This window comes from Bradyrhizobium erythrophlei (genome assembly GCF_042430365.1).
Lineage (GTDB): Bacteria > Pseudomonadota > Alphaproteobacteria > Rhizobiales > Xanthobacteraceae > Bradyrhizobium > Bradyrhizobium erythrophlei.
The window spans coordinates 19,320-38,036 of the sequence record NZ_JBHMET010000125.1; the positions used below are offsets into that span (position 1 = coordinate 19,320).

General features: G+C 65.2%; 18 protein-coding genes. 7 read left to right on the forward strand and 11 right to left on the reverse strand.

Annotated elements, in window-relative coordinates:
- Nucleotides 1–50 precede the first annotated feature (50 nt).
- The 4 genes from ACFFWD_RS18805 to ACFFWD_RS18820 form a co-directional block, all read right to left on the reverse strand.
- Nucleotides 51–971: an SMP-30/gluconolactonase/LRE family protein gene (locus ACFFWD_RS18805; RefSeq protein WP_376967904.1), complete on the reverse strand. Its 921-nt coding sequence runs from the start codon at nucleotides 969–971 to the stop codon at nucleotides 51–53.
- 389 nt (nucleotides 972–1,360) lie between these two features.
- Nucleotides 1,361–2,275: an SDR family oxidoreductase gene (locus ACFFWD_RS18810; RefSeq protein ID WP_376967748.1), complete on the reverse strand. Its 915-nt coding sequence runs from the start codon at nucleotides 2,273–2,275 to the stop codon at nucleotides 1,361–1,363.
- A gap of 136 nt (nucleotides 2,276–2,411) precedes the next feature.
- Nucleotides 2,412–3,551 (reverse strand): thiolase C-terminal domain-containing protein, encoded by a 1,140-nt coding sequence (locus ACFFWD_RS18815; protein WP_376967750.1) that lies wholly within the window; start codon nucleotides 3,549–3,551, stop codon nucleotides 2,412–2,414.
- A gap of 5 nt (nucleotides 3,552–3,556) precedes the next feature.
- Entirely contained in the window at nucleotides 3,557–3,970 is a 414-nt protein-coding gene (locus ACFFWD_RS18820; RefSeq protein WP_376967752.1) for a Zn-ribbon domain-containing OB-fold protein, read from the reverse strand.
- A 198-nt stretch (nucleotides 3,971–4,168) separates the two neighbouring features.
- Between ACFFWD_RS18820 and ACFFWD_RS18825 the strand changes: the two genes are divergently transcribed.
- The 5 genes from ACFFWD_RS18825 (at nucleotide 4,169) to ACFFWD_RS18845 (ending at nucleotide 9,029) form a co-directional block, all read left to right on the forward strand.
- Nucleotides 4,169–5,518, forward strand: coding sequence for an amidase (locus ACFFWD_RS18825; protein ID WP_376967754.1), 1,350 nt, complete (start codon nucleotides 4,169–4,171; stop codon nucleotides 5,516–5,518).
- Nucleotides 5,511–6,197 carry a DUF2848 domain-containing protein gene (locus ACFFWD_RS18830; protein ID WP_376967756.1) on the forward strand — a complete coding sequence of 229 codons (687 nt, stop codon included), beginning with the start codon at nucleotides 5,511–5,513 and terminating at the stop codon, nucleotides 6,195–6,197. The genes ACFFWD_RS18825 and ACFFWD_RS18830 overlap by 8 nt, the downstream gene beginning before the upstream one ends.
- A gap of 149 nt (nucleotides 6,198–6,346) precedes the next feature.
- A complete protein-coding gene (locus ACFFWD_RS18835) occupies nucleotides 6,347–7,093 on the forward strand; it encodes a 2OG-Fe(II) oxygenase (protein WP_376967758.1) in 747 nt (248 codons plus the stop codon).
- A gap of 12 nt (nucleotides 7,094–7,105) precedes the next feature.
- Entirely contained in the window at nucleotides 7,106–7,759 is a 654-nt protein-coding gene (gene alkB / locus ACFFWD_RS18840) for a DNA oxidative demethylase AlkB (protein ID WP_376967760.1), read from the forward strand.
- 49 nt (nucleotides 7,760–7,808) lie between these two features.
- Nucleotides 7,809–9,029: an MFS transporter gene (locus ACFFWD_RS18845; protein ID WP_376967762.1), complete on the forward strand. Its 1,221-nt coding sequence runs from the start codon at nucleotides 7,809–7,811 to the stop codon at nucleotides 9,027–9,029.
- Here ACFFWD_RS18845 and ACFFWD_RS18850 read toward each other — a convergent pair.
- From ACFFWD_RS18850 to hpaH, 6 genes are all read right to left on the reverse strand, one after another.
- The gene (locus tag ACFFWD_RS18850; RefSeq protein WP_376967764.1) at nucleotides 9,026–10,654 is read right to left on the reverse strand and encodes a thiamine pyrophosphate-dependent enzyme; all 1,629 of its coding nucleotides are present in this window, start codon (nucleotides 10,652–10,654) and stop codon (nucleotides 9,026–9,028) included. The genes ACFFWD_RS18845 and ACFFWD_RS18850 overlap by 4 nt on opposite strands.
- Before the next feature lie 29 nt (nucleotides 10,655–10,683).
- Entirely contained in the window at nucleotides 10,684–11,553 is an 870-nt protein-coding gene (locus ACFFWD_RS18855; RefSeq protein WP_376967766.1) for a fumarylacetoacetate hydrolase family protein, read from the reverse strand.
- Between the two features lie 11 nt (nucleotides 11,554–11,564).
- Complete coding sequence (gene hpaD, locus ACFFWD_RS18860) at nucleotides 11,565–12,548, reverse strand: 3,4-dihydroxyphenylacetate 2,3-dioxygenase (protein ID WP_376967768.1); 984 nt, start codon at nucleotides 12,546–12,548, stop codon at nucleotides 11,565–11,567.
- A 120-nt stretch (nucleotides 12,549–12,668) separates the two neighbouring features.
- Nucleotides 12,669–14,219 carry a 5-carboxymethyl-2-hydroxymuconate semialdehyde dehydrogenase gene (hpaE, locus tag ACFFWD_RS18865; protein WP_376967770.1) on the reverse strand — a complete coding sequence of 517 codons (1,551 nt, stop codon included), beginning with the start codon at nucleotides 14,217–14,219 and terminating at the stop codon, nucleotides 12,669–12,671.
- Nucleotides 14,212–14,610: a 5-carboxymethyl-2-hydroxymuconate Delta-isomerase gene (locus ACFFWD_RS18870; RefSeq protein WP_376967772.1), complete on the reverse strand. Its 399-nt coding sequence runs from the start codon at nucleotides 14,608–14,610 to the stop codon at nucleotides 14,212–14,214. The genes hpaE and ACFFWD_RS18870 overlap by 8 nt, the downstream gene beginning before the upstream one ends.
- Before the next feature lie 27 nt (nucleotides 14,611–14,637).
- Complete coding sequence (hpaH, locus tag ACFFWD_RS18875; protein ID WP_376967774.1) at nucleotides 14,638–15,444, reverse strand: 2-oxo-hept-4-ene-1,7-dioate hydratase; 807 nt, start codon at nucleotides 15,442–15,444, stop codon at nucleotides 14,638–14,640.
- 198 nt (nucleotides 15,445–15,642) lie between these two features.
- Here hpaH and hpaR point away from each other — a divergent pair, with 198 nt between their 5' ends.
- Nucleotides 15,643–16,179 (forward strand): homoprotocatechuate degradation operon regulator HpaR, encoded by a 537-nt coding sequence (hpaR, locus tag ACFFWD_RS18880; protein ID WP_376967776.1) that lies wholly within the window; start codon nucleotides 15,643–15,645, stop codon nucleotides 16,177–16,179.
- A gap of 36 nt (nucleotides 16,180–16,215) precedes the next feature.
- Here hpaR and ACFFWD_RS18885 read toward each other — a convergent pair whose 3' ends face one another.
- Nucleotides 16,216–17,211: a GntR family transcriptional regulator gene (locus tag ACFFWD_RS18885; RefSeq protein ID WP_376967778.1), complete on the reverse strand. Its 996-nt coding sequence runs from the start codon at nucleotides 17,209–17,211 to the stop codon at nucleotides 16,216–16,218.
- 292 nt (nucleotides 17,212–17,503) lie between these two features.
- On the opposite strand from ACFFWD_RS18885, the gene ACFFWD_RS18890 reads away from it, so the two are divergent.
- Nucleotides 17,504–18,649 carry an ABC transporter substrate-binding protein gene (locus ACFFWD_RS18890; RefSeq protein WP_376967780.1) on the forward strand — a complete coding sequence of 382 codons (1,146 nt, stop codon included), beginning with the start codon at nucleotides 17,504–17,506 and terminating at the stop codon, nucleotides 18,647–18,649.
- Nucleotides 18,650–18,717 lie beyond the last annotated feature (68 nt).

The following is an 18,717-nucleotide window of genomic DNA, read 5'->3' on the forward strand; positions in this document are numbered from 1 at the left end:
GCGAATGGGTCTCCCTATTCGCTATTCGCCACGCCCCATTCGCCAATCGCTTACGGCTTCATCGCGCCCTGCACGCTGGTGTACACCGCATAGAGTGACGTCGAGCCGCAGATGTACAGTCGGTTTCGTTGCTGGCCGCCGAAGCACAGATTGGCGACCGTCTCCGGTATGTGGATTTTGCCGAGCAAATCGCCGCCTGATGTGTAGCAGCGCACGCCGTCCTCGTTCGGATCGCCCCAGCCCACCGAGCACCAGATGCGGCCTTCGGTGTCACAGCGCATCCCGTCGGTGATGCTGGGCTTGGGCATCTCGGCAAAGACCTTGCTGTTCGACATCTTTCCGCCGGCCACATCCAGGTCGAAAACGCGAATATGCGACGGGTTGTCCGGCCCGTCCGTGAAGCCGGTGTCGATGACGTAGAGCTTCTTCTCGTCGGGCGAAAGGGTAATGCCGTTGGGCTCCACGAAGTCGTCGACCACAACCTTGACCTCGCCGGACTTGGGATCGAACCGATAGACGTTGTGCTTCTCCTGCTCGGGCTCGGCCTTGACGCCTTCATAATAGCCGCCGATGCCGTAAACCGGATCGGTGAACCAGATCGCGCCATCTGACGTGACGACCGCGTCGTTCGGCGAGTTCAGCCGCTTGCCATTGTACTTGTCGGCGATCACGGTGATTGAACCGTCGAGTTCGGTCCGGGTGACGCGTCGACCGGCATGTTCGCAGGTGATCAGCCGTCCTTCCCGATCGATGGTGTTGCCGTTCGAGTTCATCGACGGCTGGCGATAGACGCTGACGTGACCGTCGTCTTCCGAGAAGCGCATGATGCGGTTGTTGGGAATGTCGCTGAACAGCACGTAGCGCCCCGCCGGGAAGTAGACCGGACCTTCGGCCCAGCGGAACCCGGTCGCGACGCGTTCAACCGCCATGGTGCCGGCGAAGGCTGGAAAATCTGCTGGCCCGAACGACATCTTGTTGGGTTTGGCCGACTCGAGGCGGGAATCCGGATAGCGGCTTCCTGGAAGCGGCCCCAAGGGCAGCGGTTGCGTTGAGCGTGTCGGAGCGCCGGTCTGGCCGAGTGGCGTCACCGTCGCCGCAGAGGCGGCCTTGACGGTCGCGGCCGTTGCGGCGATTGCCGCCGCGCCCCTCATCAGGTTGCGGCGGCTGAGTGGCTGATGATCGGGAAAGGTCAGGGTTTTTGTCATGGTTTTCCTCCCACTTTTTTGTTGGGATGGAAACCATGTGCCCGCAATCCGGCATAAAGCGGGCGAGTTGCTATGAAGCAACCAAAGAGTGTGTCGTCCCGGCCTCGTGCGCGATTGCGCACGAAGTTCGCCGGGACGACATTTTCATAAAACCGTCAGATCGGGTCCCAGGTGAAGATGTCGGCGGAGCGGTCGAGCTTGTAGAACGAGCCCTTCAGCGCCGGCATGCCGTGTTCGGCGATGGTCTCCGGCGTCCAGCCCTCGCCGCGGTGCACCGAGCGGATCGGGCGCGACTGACCCATCAGGAAAATCTCGTTCATGCGCACGCCGAAGATCTGGCCGGTGACGTCCTTGGCAGCGTCCGAGAGCAGGTAGGCGCAGACCGGCGCGATCTTCTCCGGACCCATCTGCTGGATCTTCGCCACGCGCGCCTTCTCGGCCTCGGTCTCGGTCGGGATGGTGCCGATCATGCGGGTCCAGGCGAACGGCGACACGCAGTTCGAGCGCACGTTGAAGCGGCCCATGTCGAGTGCGATCGACTTCGAGAGGCCGACGATGCCGAGCTTGGCGGCGGCGTAATTGGCCTGGCCGAAATTGCCGATCAGGCCGGAGGTCGAGGTAAAGTGCACGAAGGAGCCGCTCTCCTGCTCGCGGTAAATGCGCGCCGCGGCGTGAGAGACGTAGAATGAGCCCATCAGATGCACTTTGATGACGGCTTCGAAGGCTTCCACGCTCATCTTGTGGAAGATCATGTCGCGCAGGATACCGGCATTGTTGACGACGCCGTCGAGCCGGCCGAAATGATCGGTCGCGGTCTTCACGATCTTGCTTGCCGGAATTGCTTCCGCCACCGACTCGAAATTGGCGACCGCGGTGCCGCCGCGCTTCTTGATCTCCTCGACCACCTCCTCGGCGGGCGCAGCGCTCGATCCGGCGCCGTCGGCCGCGCCGCCGGGATCGTTGACGACGACCTTGGCGCCCTCAGCGGCGCAGAGCAGCGCGATCTCGCGGCCGATGCCGCGGCCCGCGCCGGTGACGATGATGACCTTGTCCTGCAGTGATTTTGTCATGGTGACCTCTCTGTCCTGTTATCTGCGATTGGACGAGCCCCTCGATCGTCAAGCGCGGGCTTGACCCGCGCAACTATCCTTCTTCAGAAGAAGATGGATTGCCGGGTCAAGCCCGGCAATGACGGGCTCATGTTGCCTACTTCTCGTTCGTAAAGATGATCGTGCCGGATGCCGCGAACATGCCGCCGACGCCGTGGCAGACCGAGATCTTCGCATTCGGCACTTGTGCCGGCGCGATGCCACGCATCTGTCGCACGCTCTCCTGCAGCGCGTACATGCCGTACATGCCGGAGTGCATATAGCTCAAGCCGCCGCCATTGGTGTTGAGCGGCAGCTTGCCGCCGGGGCGCGTATGGCCGTCGGCGATGAACTTGCCGGTCTCCTCATAGGGCATGAAGCCGAGGTCGCCGAGACCGTAGAGCGGCAGGTGCGCAAACGCATCGTAGATCATCAGGTGATCGACGTCCTTGTGGGCGATGCCGGCTTCCTTGAAGGCCAAGGGGCCTGCGACCTTGAAGGCGCGCGATGAGTCAAAAGACTTCATCTGGCTGACCATCGGCGTTTCCACGCTCTCGCCGGTGCCGAGGATATAGACCGGCTTCTTCGGGAAATCCTTGGCGCGATCGGCGGAGGTGAGGATCAGCGCGCCGCCGCCGTCGGTGACGAGGCAGCATTGCAGCAGGCGGAACGGATAGGCGATCATCCGCGAATTGAGGACGTCGGCAACCGTGATCGGGTCCTTCATCATCGCGCGCGGGTTCTTCGCCGCCCATTCGCGCTGAACGACCGCGACCATCGCAAGCTGCTCATGGGTGATGCCGTGGGTCTTCATGAAGCGCAGCACGGGGATCGGGAACATGCTGGGCGGACCGTAGACGCCGAACGGCGCCTCGAATTGCCCTTGCAGGCTGTCGGCGGGAATCGAGCGCGGCAGCTTGCCGATCATCGACTTGCCGCTCTCGGCATGGGTGATCAGAACGGTCTTGCAAAGGCCGGCCTCGATCGCCGCCGCAGCGTGGCGGACATGCAGCATGAAGGAGCAGCCGCCGACCGACGTGCCGTCGACCCAGGTCGGCGTGACGCCGAGATAGTGGGCGATCTGCTGCGGCGTCTCGACCGCGGTGGCGAAGCCGTCGATGTCTGACAGTTTCAGTCCGGCATCCGCGATCGCGTTCAGCGCCGCGTCCGCGTGCAGCTGGATCTGCGACATGTTCGGGATGACGCCGAGTTCGGTGGTTTCGGCCGCTCCGACGACGGCAACCTGGTTCCCGCGCATCGTGCTTACCCCTTCGCCGGACGGAACATCGGAAGGGTGATCTTGTCGTCGATTTTCTCGAACGCGACCTCCAGCTTCATGTCGAGCTCGAGCGCCTCGGGCGTCTGCGCGCAGTCGACGATGTTGCTCATCATGCGCGGGCCCTCGTCGAGCTCGACCACGGCGATGGCGTAGGGCGGCGTGAAGCCGGGCGCGGCGGGGCGGTGGTTGATGACATAGCTGTACAGCTTGCCCTTGCCGCTCGCCTTGAACACCGAGACCTTGCGCGAGGCGCAGGACGGGCAGAACGGGCGCGGCGGGAAGTAGACGTTGGCGCAGGCATCGCAGCGCTGCAGGCGCAATTCGCCGGCTTTCGTGCCGTCCCAGAAGTGCTGGGTTTCCGGCGTCGGTTTCGGTTTGGCGCGCGCAGCCTCGGCCATGTCGGCAAGTCCTCCCAAAGATGTTTGCAATCTTGATGCGACAATCGGCTATTCCCCGTCAACGGTCCAGCATCGTTGCCGCATGGCGGTATGCTGGCCCGTGAGGGCGCTTGTATGCCAACGCGTCATCGACGATAGTCCGCCACACGGCAAATCGCACCCCTGCGTGACGCCGAAGCCAACACTGACCGGAACGCCATGCCGAACAATCCGACACTCGCCTCCCTTGCCGCCGATCTCGCCGGCGGCACGACCTCCGCCCGCAAGCTGGTCGAACAATGCATCGCCAAAATCGCCGATCCCGCGGGCGAAGGCCAACGCACCTTCACGCACGTCGACAAGGATGCCGCGCTGGAGGCGGCCGACGCCATGGACCGGCTGCGCAAGGCGAACGCGGCGCCATCGCCGTTTGCCGGTATCCCGGTCTCGGTCAAGGACCTCTTCGACATCAAGGGGCAGGTGACGCGCGCGGGCTCGCGGGCGCTCGACGACTCCGCGCCAGCGGACGCCGATGCGCCCGTGGTGGCGCGGCTCAAGCGCGCCGGCTTCATCGTGATCGGCCGCACCAACATGACGGAGTTCGCCTATTCCGGCATCGGCATCAATCCGCATTACGGGACGCCGAAGAGCGTGTGGAACCGCAAGGTCGGCCACGTGCCGGGCGGCTCGTCCTCCGGTGCCGCGGTGTCGATCGCCGACGGCATGGCCTTTGGCGCGCTCGGCACCGACACCGGCGGCTCGTGCCGCATCCCGGCGGCCTTCAACGGCATCGTCGGCTACAAGCCGACGCAAGCCCGCATGCCGCTCGACGGCGGCGTGCCGCTGTCATTCTCGCTCGACAGCTATGGCCCGCTGGCAAACTCGGTGGCGTGTTGTGCCGCGCTCGATGCCGTGCTCGCGGACGAGAAAGTCGAGCCGATCACGCCGCGCCCGGTGAAGGGTATGCGCCTTGCGGTGCCGACCACCGTTGCGCTCGATGACCTCGACGACGCCGTGGCCAAGACGTTCGAGCGGGCGCTTTCGGCGCTGTCACGCGCGGGCGCGTTGATCGAGCGGATCGAGGTGCCGGAATTGCTCGACGTCGGCGTGATGAACGCCAAGGGCGGCTTCGCGGCTGCGGAAAGCTACGCCTGGCACCGCTTCCTGATCGCGAGCAAGGGCGACATGTACGATCCCCGCGTTTCCGCCCGCATCCTGCGCGGCGAGGGATTCCCGGCCGCCGACTACATCGATCTGCTCAGTGCGCGCCGTTCCTTCATCGCACGAACCGGACAGCGCATCGCACCCTATGACGCGATGGTGCTGCCGACGACGGCGAACACGCCGCCGATGATCGCCGATCTCGCCGACGACAAGGCCTTCACGACGCAGAACCTGCGCGCACTGCGCAACTGCACGCTGATCAATGTGCTCGACGGCTGCGCCATCTCGCTGCCGGCGCATCGCGAGGGCGAGGTGCCGGTCGGCCTGATGCTCGCGGCGTCGGGCGGTTCGGATCGCCGCATCTTCGAGCTTGCGGCCGGAATGGAGAGCATCATCCGTGTTTGATCTCACCTTCACCGTCGACGACAAGGGCATGGCCACGCCTCTGACGCTCGAAATCAAGCAGGCGGTGATCGCGGGCTGGACCGGCCGCGATCCCGTCGCGCGCGACAAGCACATCGCCGAGCTCGAGGCGCTCGGCATCGCGCGGCCCGCCACGACGCCGATCTACTACCGCTGCTCGGCGCGCCGGCTGACCTTTGCCGACGCGATCGAAGTCTGCGGCGAGGAGTCCAGCGGCGAGGTCGAGTTCGTGCTGATCGGCTGGCAGGGCCGCATCTTCGTCGGCTGCGGCTCCGACCACACCGACCGCAAGGTCGAGAGCTACAGCGTCACCGTGTCGAAACAGATGTGCGACAAGCCGATGGCGTCCGAACTATGGGAGCTCGAGGACGTCATCGATCACTGGGACCAGTTGATCCTGCGCTCCTGGGCCGTCATCGGCGGCGAACGTGTGCTCTACCAGGAGGGCACGCTCGATCATATGCTGCCGGTCAAGGAGCTGGTCGCCCGCGGCTTCGGCGGGGAGGGCCTGCCCGACGGCTGCGCCATGTTCGGCGGCACCTTTGCGGCCAAGGGCGGCATCCGGCCGGCCAGCCGATTCGAGTTCGAGCTGGAAGATCCGGTCAGGAAGCGCACGATCCGGCACGGCTATGACGTGATCACGCTGCCGGTTAGGGGCTGATCTCCCCGCCGTCATTGCGAGCGAAGCGAAGCAATCCATTTCTTGGTCTGCCGAGGGCTGGATTGCTTGGTCGCTTTGCTCCTCGCAATGACGCCGGAACCGTCGGAAATCGGGTGGCGCCGACGGCAATGATCGGCGAGAGTCGCGCCATGACAGCAACAGCCAAAATCGCCGCCCGCGCGGCCTCAACCGACATCCCCGCCCGCGTCGATGCGCTCGACTGGGAGCACGTCACCGCCGACCTCGACGGGCAGGGATGTGCGGTCCTCAAGGGATTGCTGGCGCCGCAGGAATGCGATGCGATCGCCGGGCTCTATCCCGACGACAGCCGGTTTCGCAGCAAGGTCGTGATGGGCCGCCACGGCTTCGGCCGCGGCGAGTACAAGTACTTCTCCTATCCGCTGCCCGACCTGATTGCCGAGCTGCGGCCCGCGCTCTACGCGCGGCTGACCGGCATCGCCAATCGCTGGAACCAGGCGATGGGGATCGATATCCGCTATCCATCCGCCCATGAGGTGTTCCTGAAACGCTGCCACGACGCCGGGCAGACGCGGCCGACGCCGCTACTGCTGCAATATGGCGAGGGCGACTACAATTGCCTGCATCAGGATCTCTACGGCGAGCACGTATTTCCGATCCAGGTCGCGATCCTGCTGTCGCAACCGGGGCGCGACTTCACCGGCGGCGAATTCGTGCTGACCGAGCAACGTCCGCGGATGCAGTCGCGGCCGGAGGTGGTGCCGCTCACCCAGGGCGATGCGGTGGCCTTCGCTGTGCATCATCGTCCGGTGCAAGGGACGCGCGGCGTCTATCGCGTTAATCTGCGCCACGGCGTCAGCCGGATCCGCTCCGGCCATCGCCACACCGTTGGTGTGATCTTTCACGACGCGAAGTGAGCGCGAACAGGCGTGACCGCTGATTTGTTCGAAAGCGTTGGCGATGCGCGCCCCGCGCGCGAGACGATGGCGGAGGGCGCGGTCGTGCTGCGCGGGTTTGCCCGGCCGTTCGAGGTCGAGCTGATCCCGGCGTTGCGAACCATCGTCAAGCAGGCGCCGTTCCGCCATTTGATCACGCCCGGCGGCCATCGGATGTCGGTTGCGATGACCAATTGCGGCAGCCTCGGCTGGGTCTCGGACCCGAGCGGCTATCGCTATGACGGCATCGATCCGAATTCGGGACATCCCTGGCCGGCGATGCCGCCGGTGCTTCGCGCAATCGCCGCCACTGCTGCCGCTGAGGCCGGTTTCGCCGGCTTTGCCCCGGAGGCCTGCCTGATCAACCGCTATGTGCCGGGCGCGAAGCTGTCGCTGCATCAGGACAAGGACGAGCTCGATTTCGCAGCACCCATCGTCTCGGTCTCGCTCGGATTGCCGGCGATCTTCCTGTTCGGTGGGCTGAAGCGCAGCGACACGCCGCGCCGCTATCGCCTCGAGCACGGCGACGTCGTGGTGTGGGGCGGGCCATCGCGGCTGTTCTTCCATGGCGTCGCGCCGCTTGCCGACGGCGAGCACGGCATCTTCGGCCGCCAGCGCATCAACCTGACCTTCCGCAAGGTGCGCTGAGGCGCCAAGCCCTCTCCCGCGAAGCGAGCGGCTGGTCTAAGCTTGCGCCATGACCACGACCGCGAAGGCCGACAGTGCAGCCAGGCGTACCGGCGTCTACCTCGGCGTGCTGCAGCTCGTGTTCACGCTGGGCTGGACCACCTACGTGATCTATCTGCCCAACCTCTGCGCCGAGGTCGGCATCGCGCCGGCAACCGTGATCCTGCTCCTGATGCTCGATCAGGGCATCTTCACCATCACCGACACCGCGATGGGCATGGCCGCCGACAGGATTTCGCGCATGCTCGGCCGGCTCGGAATATTCGTCGGCGTTTTGACTGCGATCTCCTGTGCGGCCTTTATTTCGCTGCCTTACGTGGCCGGCACCGGGCCAGGCGCGCAAGGCTGGTTGATCGCGCTGATCGTGATCTGGGCGGTGACGTCGTCGGCGCTGCGCGCGCCGCCGCTGATGCTGCTCGGAAAATATCGGCCGCGGCCGCAGGTCCCGTTTCTCGCGGCGCTGGCGATGCTTGGCTATGGCCTCGCCGGTGCGGTGTCGCCCTATCTTGGGGTCATGCTGCGCAACCAGGATGCGCGGCTCCCCTTCCTGCTGTCGGGCGCGGTGCTGCTGCTGACGACGCTCGCGCTCTCGGGCATCGAGCGGCGGCTGGCGCAGGACACGCCGTCCGTGCAGCCGGCGCCGCCGGCCAAGCCGCTCGGGCGGCTGCCAATGTTCTTCATTGCGTCGATGGTGATCCTGTCGCTCGGTTATCAACTGCATTTCAGCATCAACAGCGGCCCGTTCTTTCTCCGCTTCGCGAAACCTGACGGCCTGCAATGGCTGATGCCGGTGTTCTGGGTCGGCTTCAACATTGCGATGTTTCCGGCGAGCGTCGTCGTCAAGCATCGCGGCGGACTGATCGTGATGGGGGTGGCCGGCCTGCTCGGCGCGCTCGCCGTCGCGCTGGCGGAGATGGCGGGCAGCCTCAATGTGCTGATCGCGGCGCAATTCATGGCGGGCGCGGCCTGGGGCTGCATGCCGATGAGCGCAGTATCGGCGGCGCTGGCGATCGGCGAGACTGGCGCCGAAGGCAAGGTCACCGGCACCGTTTTCTCGGCGCTCGCGCTCGCGACCTTTGCGCGCATGGCCGCGGTTGCAGGCGGTCTGCAAAAGATGCCGGACTATGCGCCGCTCTTGCACTGGGCGCCGGTCGCCTGCTGGTCGGTCGCCGGAGCCGGATTGCTGGTGATCGCCGCGTCGCGCCTGCAACGCGGCGTGAAAGCTGTCTAGTTGTTCTTCGCCGGATGGATGTACGCCCAGGGGCTGACCTCGGAGTCCGTCGGCACTTCGACCGAGATCACGTACGGCCCGCCATCGGCCAGCGCCTTTTCCAGCACCGGGCGGAATTGGTCGGGCGAGGTGACGCGCGCCGCACCGGCGCCGAAGGATTCCGCCAGCTTCACGAAATCCGGATTGACGAGGTCGGAGGCGACGACGCGGCCGTCGAAGCGCTCACGCTGGTCGCGGCGCACATTGCCATAGGCGTTATTGTTGAAGACCAGCGTCACGACGCCGATTTTGAATTGCACCGCGGTGGAGAGTTCCTGCACGCCGAACATGAAGCCGCCGTCGCCGGTAATCGCGACGACAGGCTTGTTCGGATTGGCAACCTTGGCGCCCAGCGCAGTCGGGAAGCCCGAGCCGAGCGTGCCCTGATAGCCTGAGCTGATGAAGGTGCGTGGCTGGTAGATCGGAAAGCCATACCAGGAGGCGAAGCCGACCTGCGACAGCTCGTCGGTGATAACAGCATTCGCCGGCAACACCTCGCGCAGGATCTTGAGATAGGCCATCTGCGGCTGGATGCGCTGGATCTCGTGTTCGGCCGCTGCGGTCGCCTCGAGGATTGCCGCGCGCCGGCCGGAGACCTTGCTGTAGCCGGCCTTGCGCACGGCCGCGACGAGGTCGGAGGTGCCGGTCTTGGCATCTGATATCACGGCGGCATCAGCGGGCCAGCGCCGCATCTCGACCGGGTCGATGTCGATGCGGACGCATTTCAGTCCGTCGGGGCGATAGGGCCAGCGCGACATCGTCGGCAGCTCCATGCGGGTGCCGATGCCGATCATCAGGTCGGTCTTCGGCCACAGTGTGTAGGCCGCCGCCATCGTGAGCCCGAGTTCATGCGCGTTCGAGACGATGCCGCGGCCGCTGCGGAACGCCACGACTGGCGCGTCGATCATCTCGGCGAGCTCGAGGATTTCATCGCCCGCATGGATCGCCCCGCTGCCGACGAAGATCATCGGCGCCTTGCTGCCGGCGATCAGGTCGGCGGCCGCCTTGATGCGGTCCGGGTCGGGCTGCGGCGCCGGCAGCAGGTCGAACGGCTTGACGGCGGCGACCTGCGCACGCTGGGTGAAGACGTCCCAGGGCATTTCCAGCGAGGCCGGGCCGCGTCGGCCAGAGAGCATCTCCTGGAAGGCGCGCGACACCATCGCGGGCGCGACGTCGGGATATTCGACCCGGTCGGCCCATTTCACGAAGGTGCGCAGCGTCGCAAGCTGATCCGGCATCTCGTGCAGATGACCGCGGCCCTTGCCCAGGAATTGCGTCGGCACCTGGCCGGTCAGGCACAGCACCGGCTCGTTGCAGCCGAATGCGGTGAGCAGCGCCGCCGAGGCGTTGAGCACGCCGGGGCCGGGCACCACGCTGAACACGCCGGGTCGGCCGCTCGCGCGAGCATAGCCGAACGCCATGTAGCCGCAGGCCTGTTCGTGCCGCGCGCCGATCACCTTGAGCTGGGCCTGGTGGAACGCATCGAACAGGCCGTAGATCTGCGCGCCGGGCAGGCCGAACACGGTGTCAACACCGTGTGCGACAAGGCCGTTGACGATCGCTTCGCCGCCGGATGTTGAGGTCATGATGCGGTCCACTGTTTTTTGGGGGATTGCTATCCTTCGTCGATGACGCCGTTGCGCAGAATTCCAACGCCTTCGGCCTCGACCTCGACGACGTCGCCGGGCTTCAGGTAACGCGGCGGATCGAACCGCGCGCCGGCGCCGGTCGGCGTGCCCGTCACGATGACGTCACCCGGCACCAGCGTCGTGAAGGTCGAGATGTAGTTGATGAGATAACGGAAGCCGAAAATCAAGCGCGAGGTGCGGTCGTCCTGCCGCGTCTCACCGTTGACACGCGTGGTCAGGCGGATATCGGCGATCTGCGCTTCGTTGGTATAGGGCACGATCCACGGCCCGAGGCTGCCGGTGGAATCGAAGTTCTTACCCTGGGTGACGTTGAACTTGGCGTGACGCACCCAGTCGCGGATGGTGCCTTCGTTGCATAGCGTCAGCGCCGCGATATGGTCGAGCGCGGCGCTCTCGGGAATGTGACGGCCGGCCTTGCCGATGACCAGCACCAGTTCGCCCTCATAGTCGAGCTGGGGCGAGACGCGCGGGCGCACCACCGGCACGTTGTGACCGACGAAGGAGCGCGGCACGCGCAGGAACATGCTCGGATATTTCGGCGCGTCCGAGCCGTCCTTGTACTCGGCGTTGCGGTCCGGATAGTTGACGCCGATGCAGATGATCTTTTCCGGCGCGGGGATCGGCGGCCGAAAGGTGATCGCGTCGAGCGCGTGCTCGGGCGCGCGCCCGGCGGCGGCGTCCGCCAGCTTCGTCAGGGCGCCGGCGGCGATCGCCTCGCGCAGCGTCGGATAGTCCTTCGCAAAGCGGGAGGAGAGGTCGACGATGCCGGCGTCGGTCACGGCGCCGTACCCGATGGCGCCGTTGGCGGCGTAGGTGGCGAGGCGAGGTGCAGCCATTTCGGTCCCCGTCAGTCCGCAACCAGCACGTCGGCGACGAAGCGCGGATCGCGCACGGCCTGGCCTGCGAACGGCGAGCCCTCCTCGAACCAGGAACGCGGTGCCGGCGCGCCCCACAGCGTCTGGCGGCGCGGATCGCGCAGCGACCAGCGCAGCGGCTCGTGGTCGTGATCGCCGGTGAAATAGTCGCTGGTGTAGAGCTCGATGCGATGGCCGTCGGGATCGCGGATGTAGAGGAAGAATGCGTTCGAGATGCCGTGCCGGCCGGGTCCGCGCTCGATGTTCTTCAGATAGCCGGAGGAGGCCATCACGTCGCACAAATGCACGATGTTCATCGCGGTCGGCACCCAATAGGCGATGTGGTGCAGACGAGGGCCCCTGCCGTTGGTGATGGCGAAGTCGTGGACGTTGCCCTTGCGATGCATCCAGGCGGCGGCGATGCGGCCGTTGGCGCCGTCCTCCTCGGCATATTCGGTGAGCCGGAAGCCGAGCCGGGCATAGAAATCGACCGTGTCCTGCACCTCGGCGGCGAACACGTTGAAATGGTCGAGCCGCTGCGGGTGGCAGCCCTTGTAGAGGTCGTAGCGGCGCAGGAGATGCGGACGCTTCTCCATCGTCGCATAGAGCTCGATCTGGAAGCCGAACGGATCGGTGTACTGCAGCGTGCGGCCCTGGAACGGCTGATCGGCAAAGGCGTGGTTGATGCCGTTCTTCGAGAAGAACGCGGCCGCCTTGTCGAGGTCGCCGTCATTGCCGACCTTGAATCCGAGCCGGTTGCAGGCGGCCTTCTGCGCCTTGCGCAGCACCACCGAGTGATGCTGGTGCTCCTCGCAGGCGCGCAGGTAGACCGCCTTGTCGTCGCGGTCCTCGATGTGGAGTCCGACCGTCTTTTCATAGAAGGTGGCGCTGGCGTCGAGATCGGTGACGTCGAGCACGGCGTGGCTGCAACGGATGATGTTGAACGGCGGATCGAAGACGTGTTGCGGAACGGGCATGGGTTTTTTCCAATCCTCAAAGTGTTGACCCTCATGGTGAGGAGGCGCGTCAGCGCCGTCTCGAACCACGAGGCCCGGTCTGTGGCCTCATCCTTCGAGACGCGGGCTGACGCCCGCTCCTCAGGATGAGGGGATTCCCAGTTTCTGAATCTTGTGCGTCCCGCGCGCGAGCGAGACGTGCTTGGTTTCCATGTAGAAGTCGAACGAGTAGTCGCCGCCGTCGCGGCCGATGCCCGACGCCTTCATGCCGCCGAACGGCGTCGGCAGATGGCGGACGTTTTCCGAGTTGAGCCAGATCATGCCGGCCTCGAGCGCATCCGCCACCCGCAGCGCGCGGCCCACGTCGCCGGTCCAGACATAGCCGGCGAGGCCGTATTGTACGCCGTTGGCGATCTCGATGGCATCAGGCTCGTCGCGGAACCGGATCACGGTCAGGAACGGGCCGAACACTTCCTGCTGGGCGACCCGCATTTGGGCGTTGGCGCCGGTGACGAGGGTCGGCTGCACATAGTGCCCGCCGCCCGGACCGTCATGCGGCTCGCCGCCGACCGCAATCGTCGCGCCGTCCTGCCTGGCGATGTCGAAATAGCTGCACACCTTGGCAAAGTGCCGCTCGTGGATCAGCGGCCCGATCTCGGTTGCCGGATCGAGCGGGTGACCGACCTTGAGCGCCTTCACGCGCGCGGCGAGCTTTGCGATGAAGCGGTCGGCGATGCTCTCCTGGACCAGGAGGCGGCTCGACGAGGTGCAGCGCTCGCCGTTGAGCGAGTAGATCATGAACACGACAGCATCGAGCGCGCGCTCGAGATCGGCGTCGTCGAACACGATCACCGGGTTCTTGCCGCCGAGCTCGAAATGCACGCGCTTCAAGGTCGGCGCGCCCTGCGCCATGATCGCCGAACCGGTCGCGCTCTCGCCGACGAAGCCGATCGCCTTGATCGCGGGGTGTTCGGTCAGCGCCTTGCCGGCGTCCTCGCCGAAGCCGTGCACGGTGTTGAGCACGCCATCGGGCAGGCCGGCCTGCTTCGCGAGCTTGACCAGCAAGTCGGCGGTCACCGGCGACCATTCGGCCGGCTTGTGCACCACCGTGCAGCCCGCGGCCAAGGCAGGCGCGATCTTCCAGGTCGACAGCATGAACGGCGTGTTCCACGGCGTGATCACGCCGACTGGGCCGATCGGCACCCGGGTCGAGATGTTCCAGTGTTCTTCCGACGGTGTGTTGCGGCCATCCCTGGCCTCCGTGCATTTGTCGGCGAAGAAGCGGAAGTTTTCCGCGCCGCGGATCGCGGCCTTGGCCATGAAGCGATGCGCCTGTCCGGTGTCGACACACTCGAGCACGGCGATGTCGTCGGCATGATCCTCGATCGCGTCGGCGACGCGATGCAGCAGCTTGCGGCGCTGCGCCGCCGGCATGTCGCGCCAGGCCTTGAAGGCGAGCGATGCCGCGGTTGCGGCGCGGTCGATGTCTTCGGCATTGCCGCGCGCCACCGTCGCAAGCACCGTGCCGTCGATCGGCGACTTCGTCTCAAACGTCCGGCCCGAGACCGACGGCACGACCTTGCCGCCGATCACATGGCCGATGCCTTCGGCCTTCAGTCTGGTGAGCAGGGGGCCGGCGCGATCGCGGTTGGCCTGGAACAGATCGGCGGATTTCGCTGCGGCCTTATCCATTGACGGTCTCCACCTTCAGGGCTTCGTGGATGTTGTTGCGCTTCCAGCTCGTCTCCTTGTCGTTGATCTGCATATCGAACGACAGCGCGAACTTGCTCTTGGCGAACACTGGATCGAGATGGGCTGATAGCACCTTGAAGATGTGCTCGCCGGCCTTCTTGCGGGTGGCGAGATCGCGGCCTTCGCCGAGCCGCAGCACCATGTCGAGGAAGCCGTAATTCTTCCGTCCGTCGGCGATCGAGTAATGCTCGCACCTGACGGCGCGGACGCGAATGCCGCCGAGCGGGAAGATGCCGGTCTCGACCGCGGCCTTGCGGACCACCTCGACGACCTCGCCGATGTTGACGAGGCCGTCGAGATTGGCGGAATATTCTAGCGTGAAATGCGGCATGGCCGGTCTCCTGCTGTTACCAAGGCGTCAGGCGAAGTAGCAGCTCACGGAACCGTAAGGTCCATAGTCGGCCTGAATCGTGTCGCCCTTGCGGGTCTCGATCGGGCGGATGAAGGAGCCCGCCAGCACCACCTGGCCGGCCTCGAGCGCCAGCCCGTTGGGCGCGATCTTGTTGGCGAGCCACGCTACCGCGGTCGCCGGATGATTGAGCACGCCGGCGGCAAGGCCGGTCTCCTCGAGCTGACCGTTGCGGAAGCAGAGCGCGCCGATCCAGCGCAAATCGGCGTCCAGCGGGCGAATCGGGCGGCCGCCGAGCACGATGCCGGCATTGGCGGCGTTGTCGGCGATGGTGTCGAAGATCTTGCGCGTCGCCCGGGTCTGCGGATCGACCCGCTCGACCCTGGTGTCGAGGATTTCCAGCGCCGGCACCACGAAGTCGGTGGCGTTGAGCACGTCGAACAGCGTGCAGTCCGGGCCCGAGAGGCGGTGCTTCATCACGAAGGCGAGCTCGGCCTCGACGCGGGTCGCGATGAAGCGATCGCTCGGCACCAGCCCGCCATCGGCAAAGAACATGTCGTCGAGCAGGATGCCGGAATCGGGCTCGTCGATGTTGAGCGCGCTCTGCATCGCTTTCGAGGTTAGGCCGATCTTGTGGCCTTTGACGACGCGGCCCTGCGCCACCTTCATCTCAACCCAGGCCTTCTGAATCGCGTACGCATCAGCAATAGTGATGCCGGGATACTCCAGCGAGAGCTGGCGGATTTGCTTGCGGGTCTTTTCCGCCTGGTCGAGCCGCTGCGCGGCCGTGCGGATATCGTCGTGGGAGAGGGCCATGAATGACACACAAATAGTGGATGCCGGGAGATGATTAACATGTTAAGTGTATTCCCGCAAACTGAATCGGTGCATGCTGCAGCGCAAAAGTTCGTGGCTCCGAGCATGATCCGGAAAAGTGGGTACCGGTTTTCCGGAACAGATCATGCTCAAGCAGAAGGGGTGGAGCGCGATGATCATCGCGCCCTAGATTGAACCATGGCGCGGAAGAAATCGTCGGACGACTTGCGTTCAGGCGCGGCCGAGGCCGGATCGTCCCGCCGGGCCCCGATGCGCGAGTTCTCGCGCTCGCTGCCGATGTCGCTGTTGCGTGCGCGCGAGGCCGTGATGCGGCAGTTCCGTCCATCGCTGCGCAATCACGGGCTGACCGAGCAGCAGTGGCGGATCCTCCGCGCGCTCACATCGGTCGATCAAATTGAGGTGACCGAACTTGCGCGCGTCGCGTTCCTGCTCGGCCCGAGCCTGTCGCGCATCCTGCGCGACCTCGAGGCGCGCCAGTTGATCGAGCGCAAGGCCGCGGAGACCGATCTGCGCCGCGCCGTTGTTTCGATCTCGGCAAAGGGGATGAAGCTGATCGAGGCGGTGGCGCCGTCGTCGGAGGCAATCTACGCCGAGATCACCAGGCGCTATGGCGCACGTAAGCTTGTGGAGCTGCACGAGATGCTCGGCGCGCTCGAGATGAGCCTGGCCGGGATGACGTCCGCCGACGGCGCCGAGGTCGAGGCCGACGAATAGCCAGGAATTTTGCACGATGATATCCGGCAGTGCCGGCTAGACCATGTAAGGAACGCGCGAAATCACGTTGATGGCGCGGAACTCGGCAATCCAGCGGGCAACTTTCGATTGGGACCACTCGATATGGCGGCGCAATGTCGCGGCCGCCGTGTCGCCGTCGCGAGCGCGCAATGCCTCAATGATCAGCAGGTGCTCGTCCATGAAGGAATCGATCTGCGGCGCGGTCAAGGCCACCTGAATGTGTTTGCCGATCACGAAAGCGCAGTGGGTGCGCTTGAGGGCTTCGATCATCTCGCGATTGATGCCGTAACCCAGGCACCGGATATGGAGATCACCTTCGATCTCGTCGAGCTCGGCGACGCCGACGCGGTCACGGAACCGAATCCCCTCGCGCAGCCGCTCCGCCATCCGGTCCAGCAACGCTGCCGGAATCTTCGCAGCAGCGGATTTGAGGAGTAGCGGCTCGAGGACTGCCCGCACCTCGAAGATGTCGCGGACGCGATCCTCGTCCAGTGGCACCACGTACCAGTGGGCTTTGGCGCCTTTCTCCAGGATTCCGATCGCCTGCGCGCGTAGCAGCAGGTTGCGGGCAACCGTGCGTCCCACCCGGAAATGCCGCGCCAGTGCGAGCTCGCTGACGCGGAAGCGCCCGAACATCGACCGGTAAATGATTTCACGTTCGAGTTCGTAATAGAGGGCGTCCCAGGCGTCGCTTCGCACCGCCTCGACCGGCCCGTCGGTCAGTCCCAGCATTTCCGGTGTGATCGGGACGCGCCGAGGTTCGACCTGGCGCTTGCCGGCGATAACGCCACGGCCGTCGAACCGGCGCACCAGGCCGATGTGCTCCAACTGCTCGAAGGCCTGCCGTACCGGGGAGCGGCTGGAGCCAAACAGCGTCGCAATCGACGATTCGGAGAGAACGGTTCCGGCCGGAACGTCACCGGTCCGGATCCGCTTTGCCAATGCGTCCTTGATCAGCGCATAGGCCGGCTGTTTCCGTCTGGTCTGCGATTTCGCTCTTGGCGTCGACATGGATGATTGCTCGCCGGCCACACTATCACGTGATCGTGTCGAGGTCGCTCGCAACAGGCATTTACGCACCGCAGCGGTGAATTTTTGGCTATTGCGTGCAATGTACAATCATGATTAGCTCCGCCTTGCGCTTGGATGGATGGTCGCCGTTGCGCGTCGAGTGCGCTGCAGCGGCGCGAACATTTGTTCGTCGCACTGCGTGATGGCCGTGGATAGGGCAACAAGTCTACGCGTCTCGCTCGTCTCAAAAGGCAGCCGACGTGCAAGTTCGGCGCTATACAGGGAGGATTGAATGAAAATAACGAGACGCGATTTCGCGGCCGGTATCGTCGCTGGCATCGCCGCCCCCCACATCATCACGAGCGCAAGGGCGCAAGGCGCGACCATCAAGATCGGCATGTGCGTGCCCGTCACGGGGCCGGCCGCAGAGCAGGGGCTGTGGGCCCAGAACGGAGCCAAGCTGGCGCTGGCTGCCGTCAACAAGGCCGGCGGCGTCCTCGGCAAGCAGCTCGAACTCGTCATCGAAGACGACCAGACCACCAATCCCGGCATCGTGCTGGCGTTCTCGAAGCTCGCTGCGCAATCCGACATCGTCGCCTTCCTTGGTTCGATCCGTTCGACCCAGGTGCAGGCGATGGCGCCTGACGTGATCAAGGTCGGCAAGCCCGTGATGATCGGCGGCACCAACCCCGACCTGACCCATTCCGGCAATCCGTGGCTGTTCCGCTTCCGTCCAAACGATAATTATTCCGGCCGCGTGATCGCCGATTTCGGCGTCAACACGCTGGGCAAGAAGAAGTGGGCGATCGTCCATTCCACCGACGCCTTCGGCACGGCCGGCGGCAAGGCGCTCAGCGAGGCATTGACCAAGCTCGGCGCCCCGCCGGTGCTCGACCAGGGCTATGCCAATCAGAGCCAGGATTTCACCCCAGTCGTGCTGGCGGTGAAGCAGTCCGGCGCCGACGTGCTCGGCACCTACTTCACCTTCGAGAACGACCTCGGCATCTTTGCCCGGCAGTTGCGCCAGCTCGGCGTCAACATCCCCTGGGTCGGCTCGCCCTCGGTGGTGGCGGTCTCCTCGACCAAGCTCGCCGGCCCCGCGCTCTATGGCACCTACGGTGTTGCCGACTTTGCCGAAGACTCCAGCGAAGCCTCCAAGACGTTCAGCAAGGCCTACCGCGACGCCTACAAGACCGCGCCCGACAACCAGAGTTCCTGGCCTTATGACGCGATCACGATCCTGTCGGCCGCGATCAACAAGGCGGGCACGACCGATCCGAACAAGATCCGCGACGCCATCCTGGCGACACAGAAATTCGCCGGCGCCGAGGGCGAGTACAATTTCGACAAGAACGGCGACGGCCTGCACGGCTACAACGTCGTGAAGAACGAGAAGGGCGCGATCGTCTACGACAAGCACATCGACTTCAACGATTGATCGCGGTCCGGCCTCTCTGGCGACCTCGGAGAGGCCGATCGTCTGCGACACAATTCCCAGATCGAGCG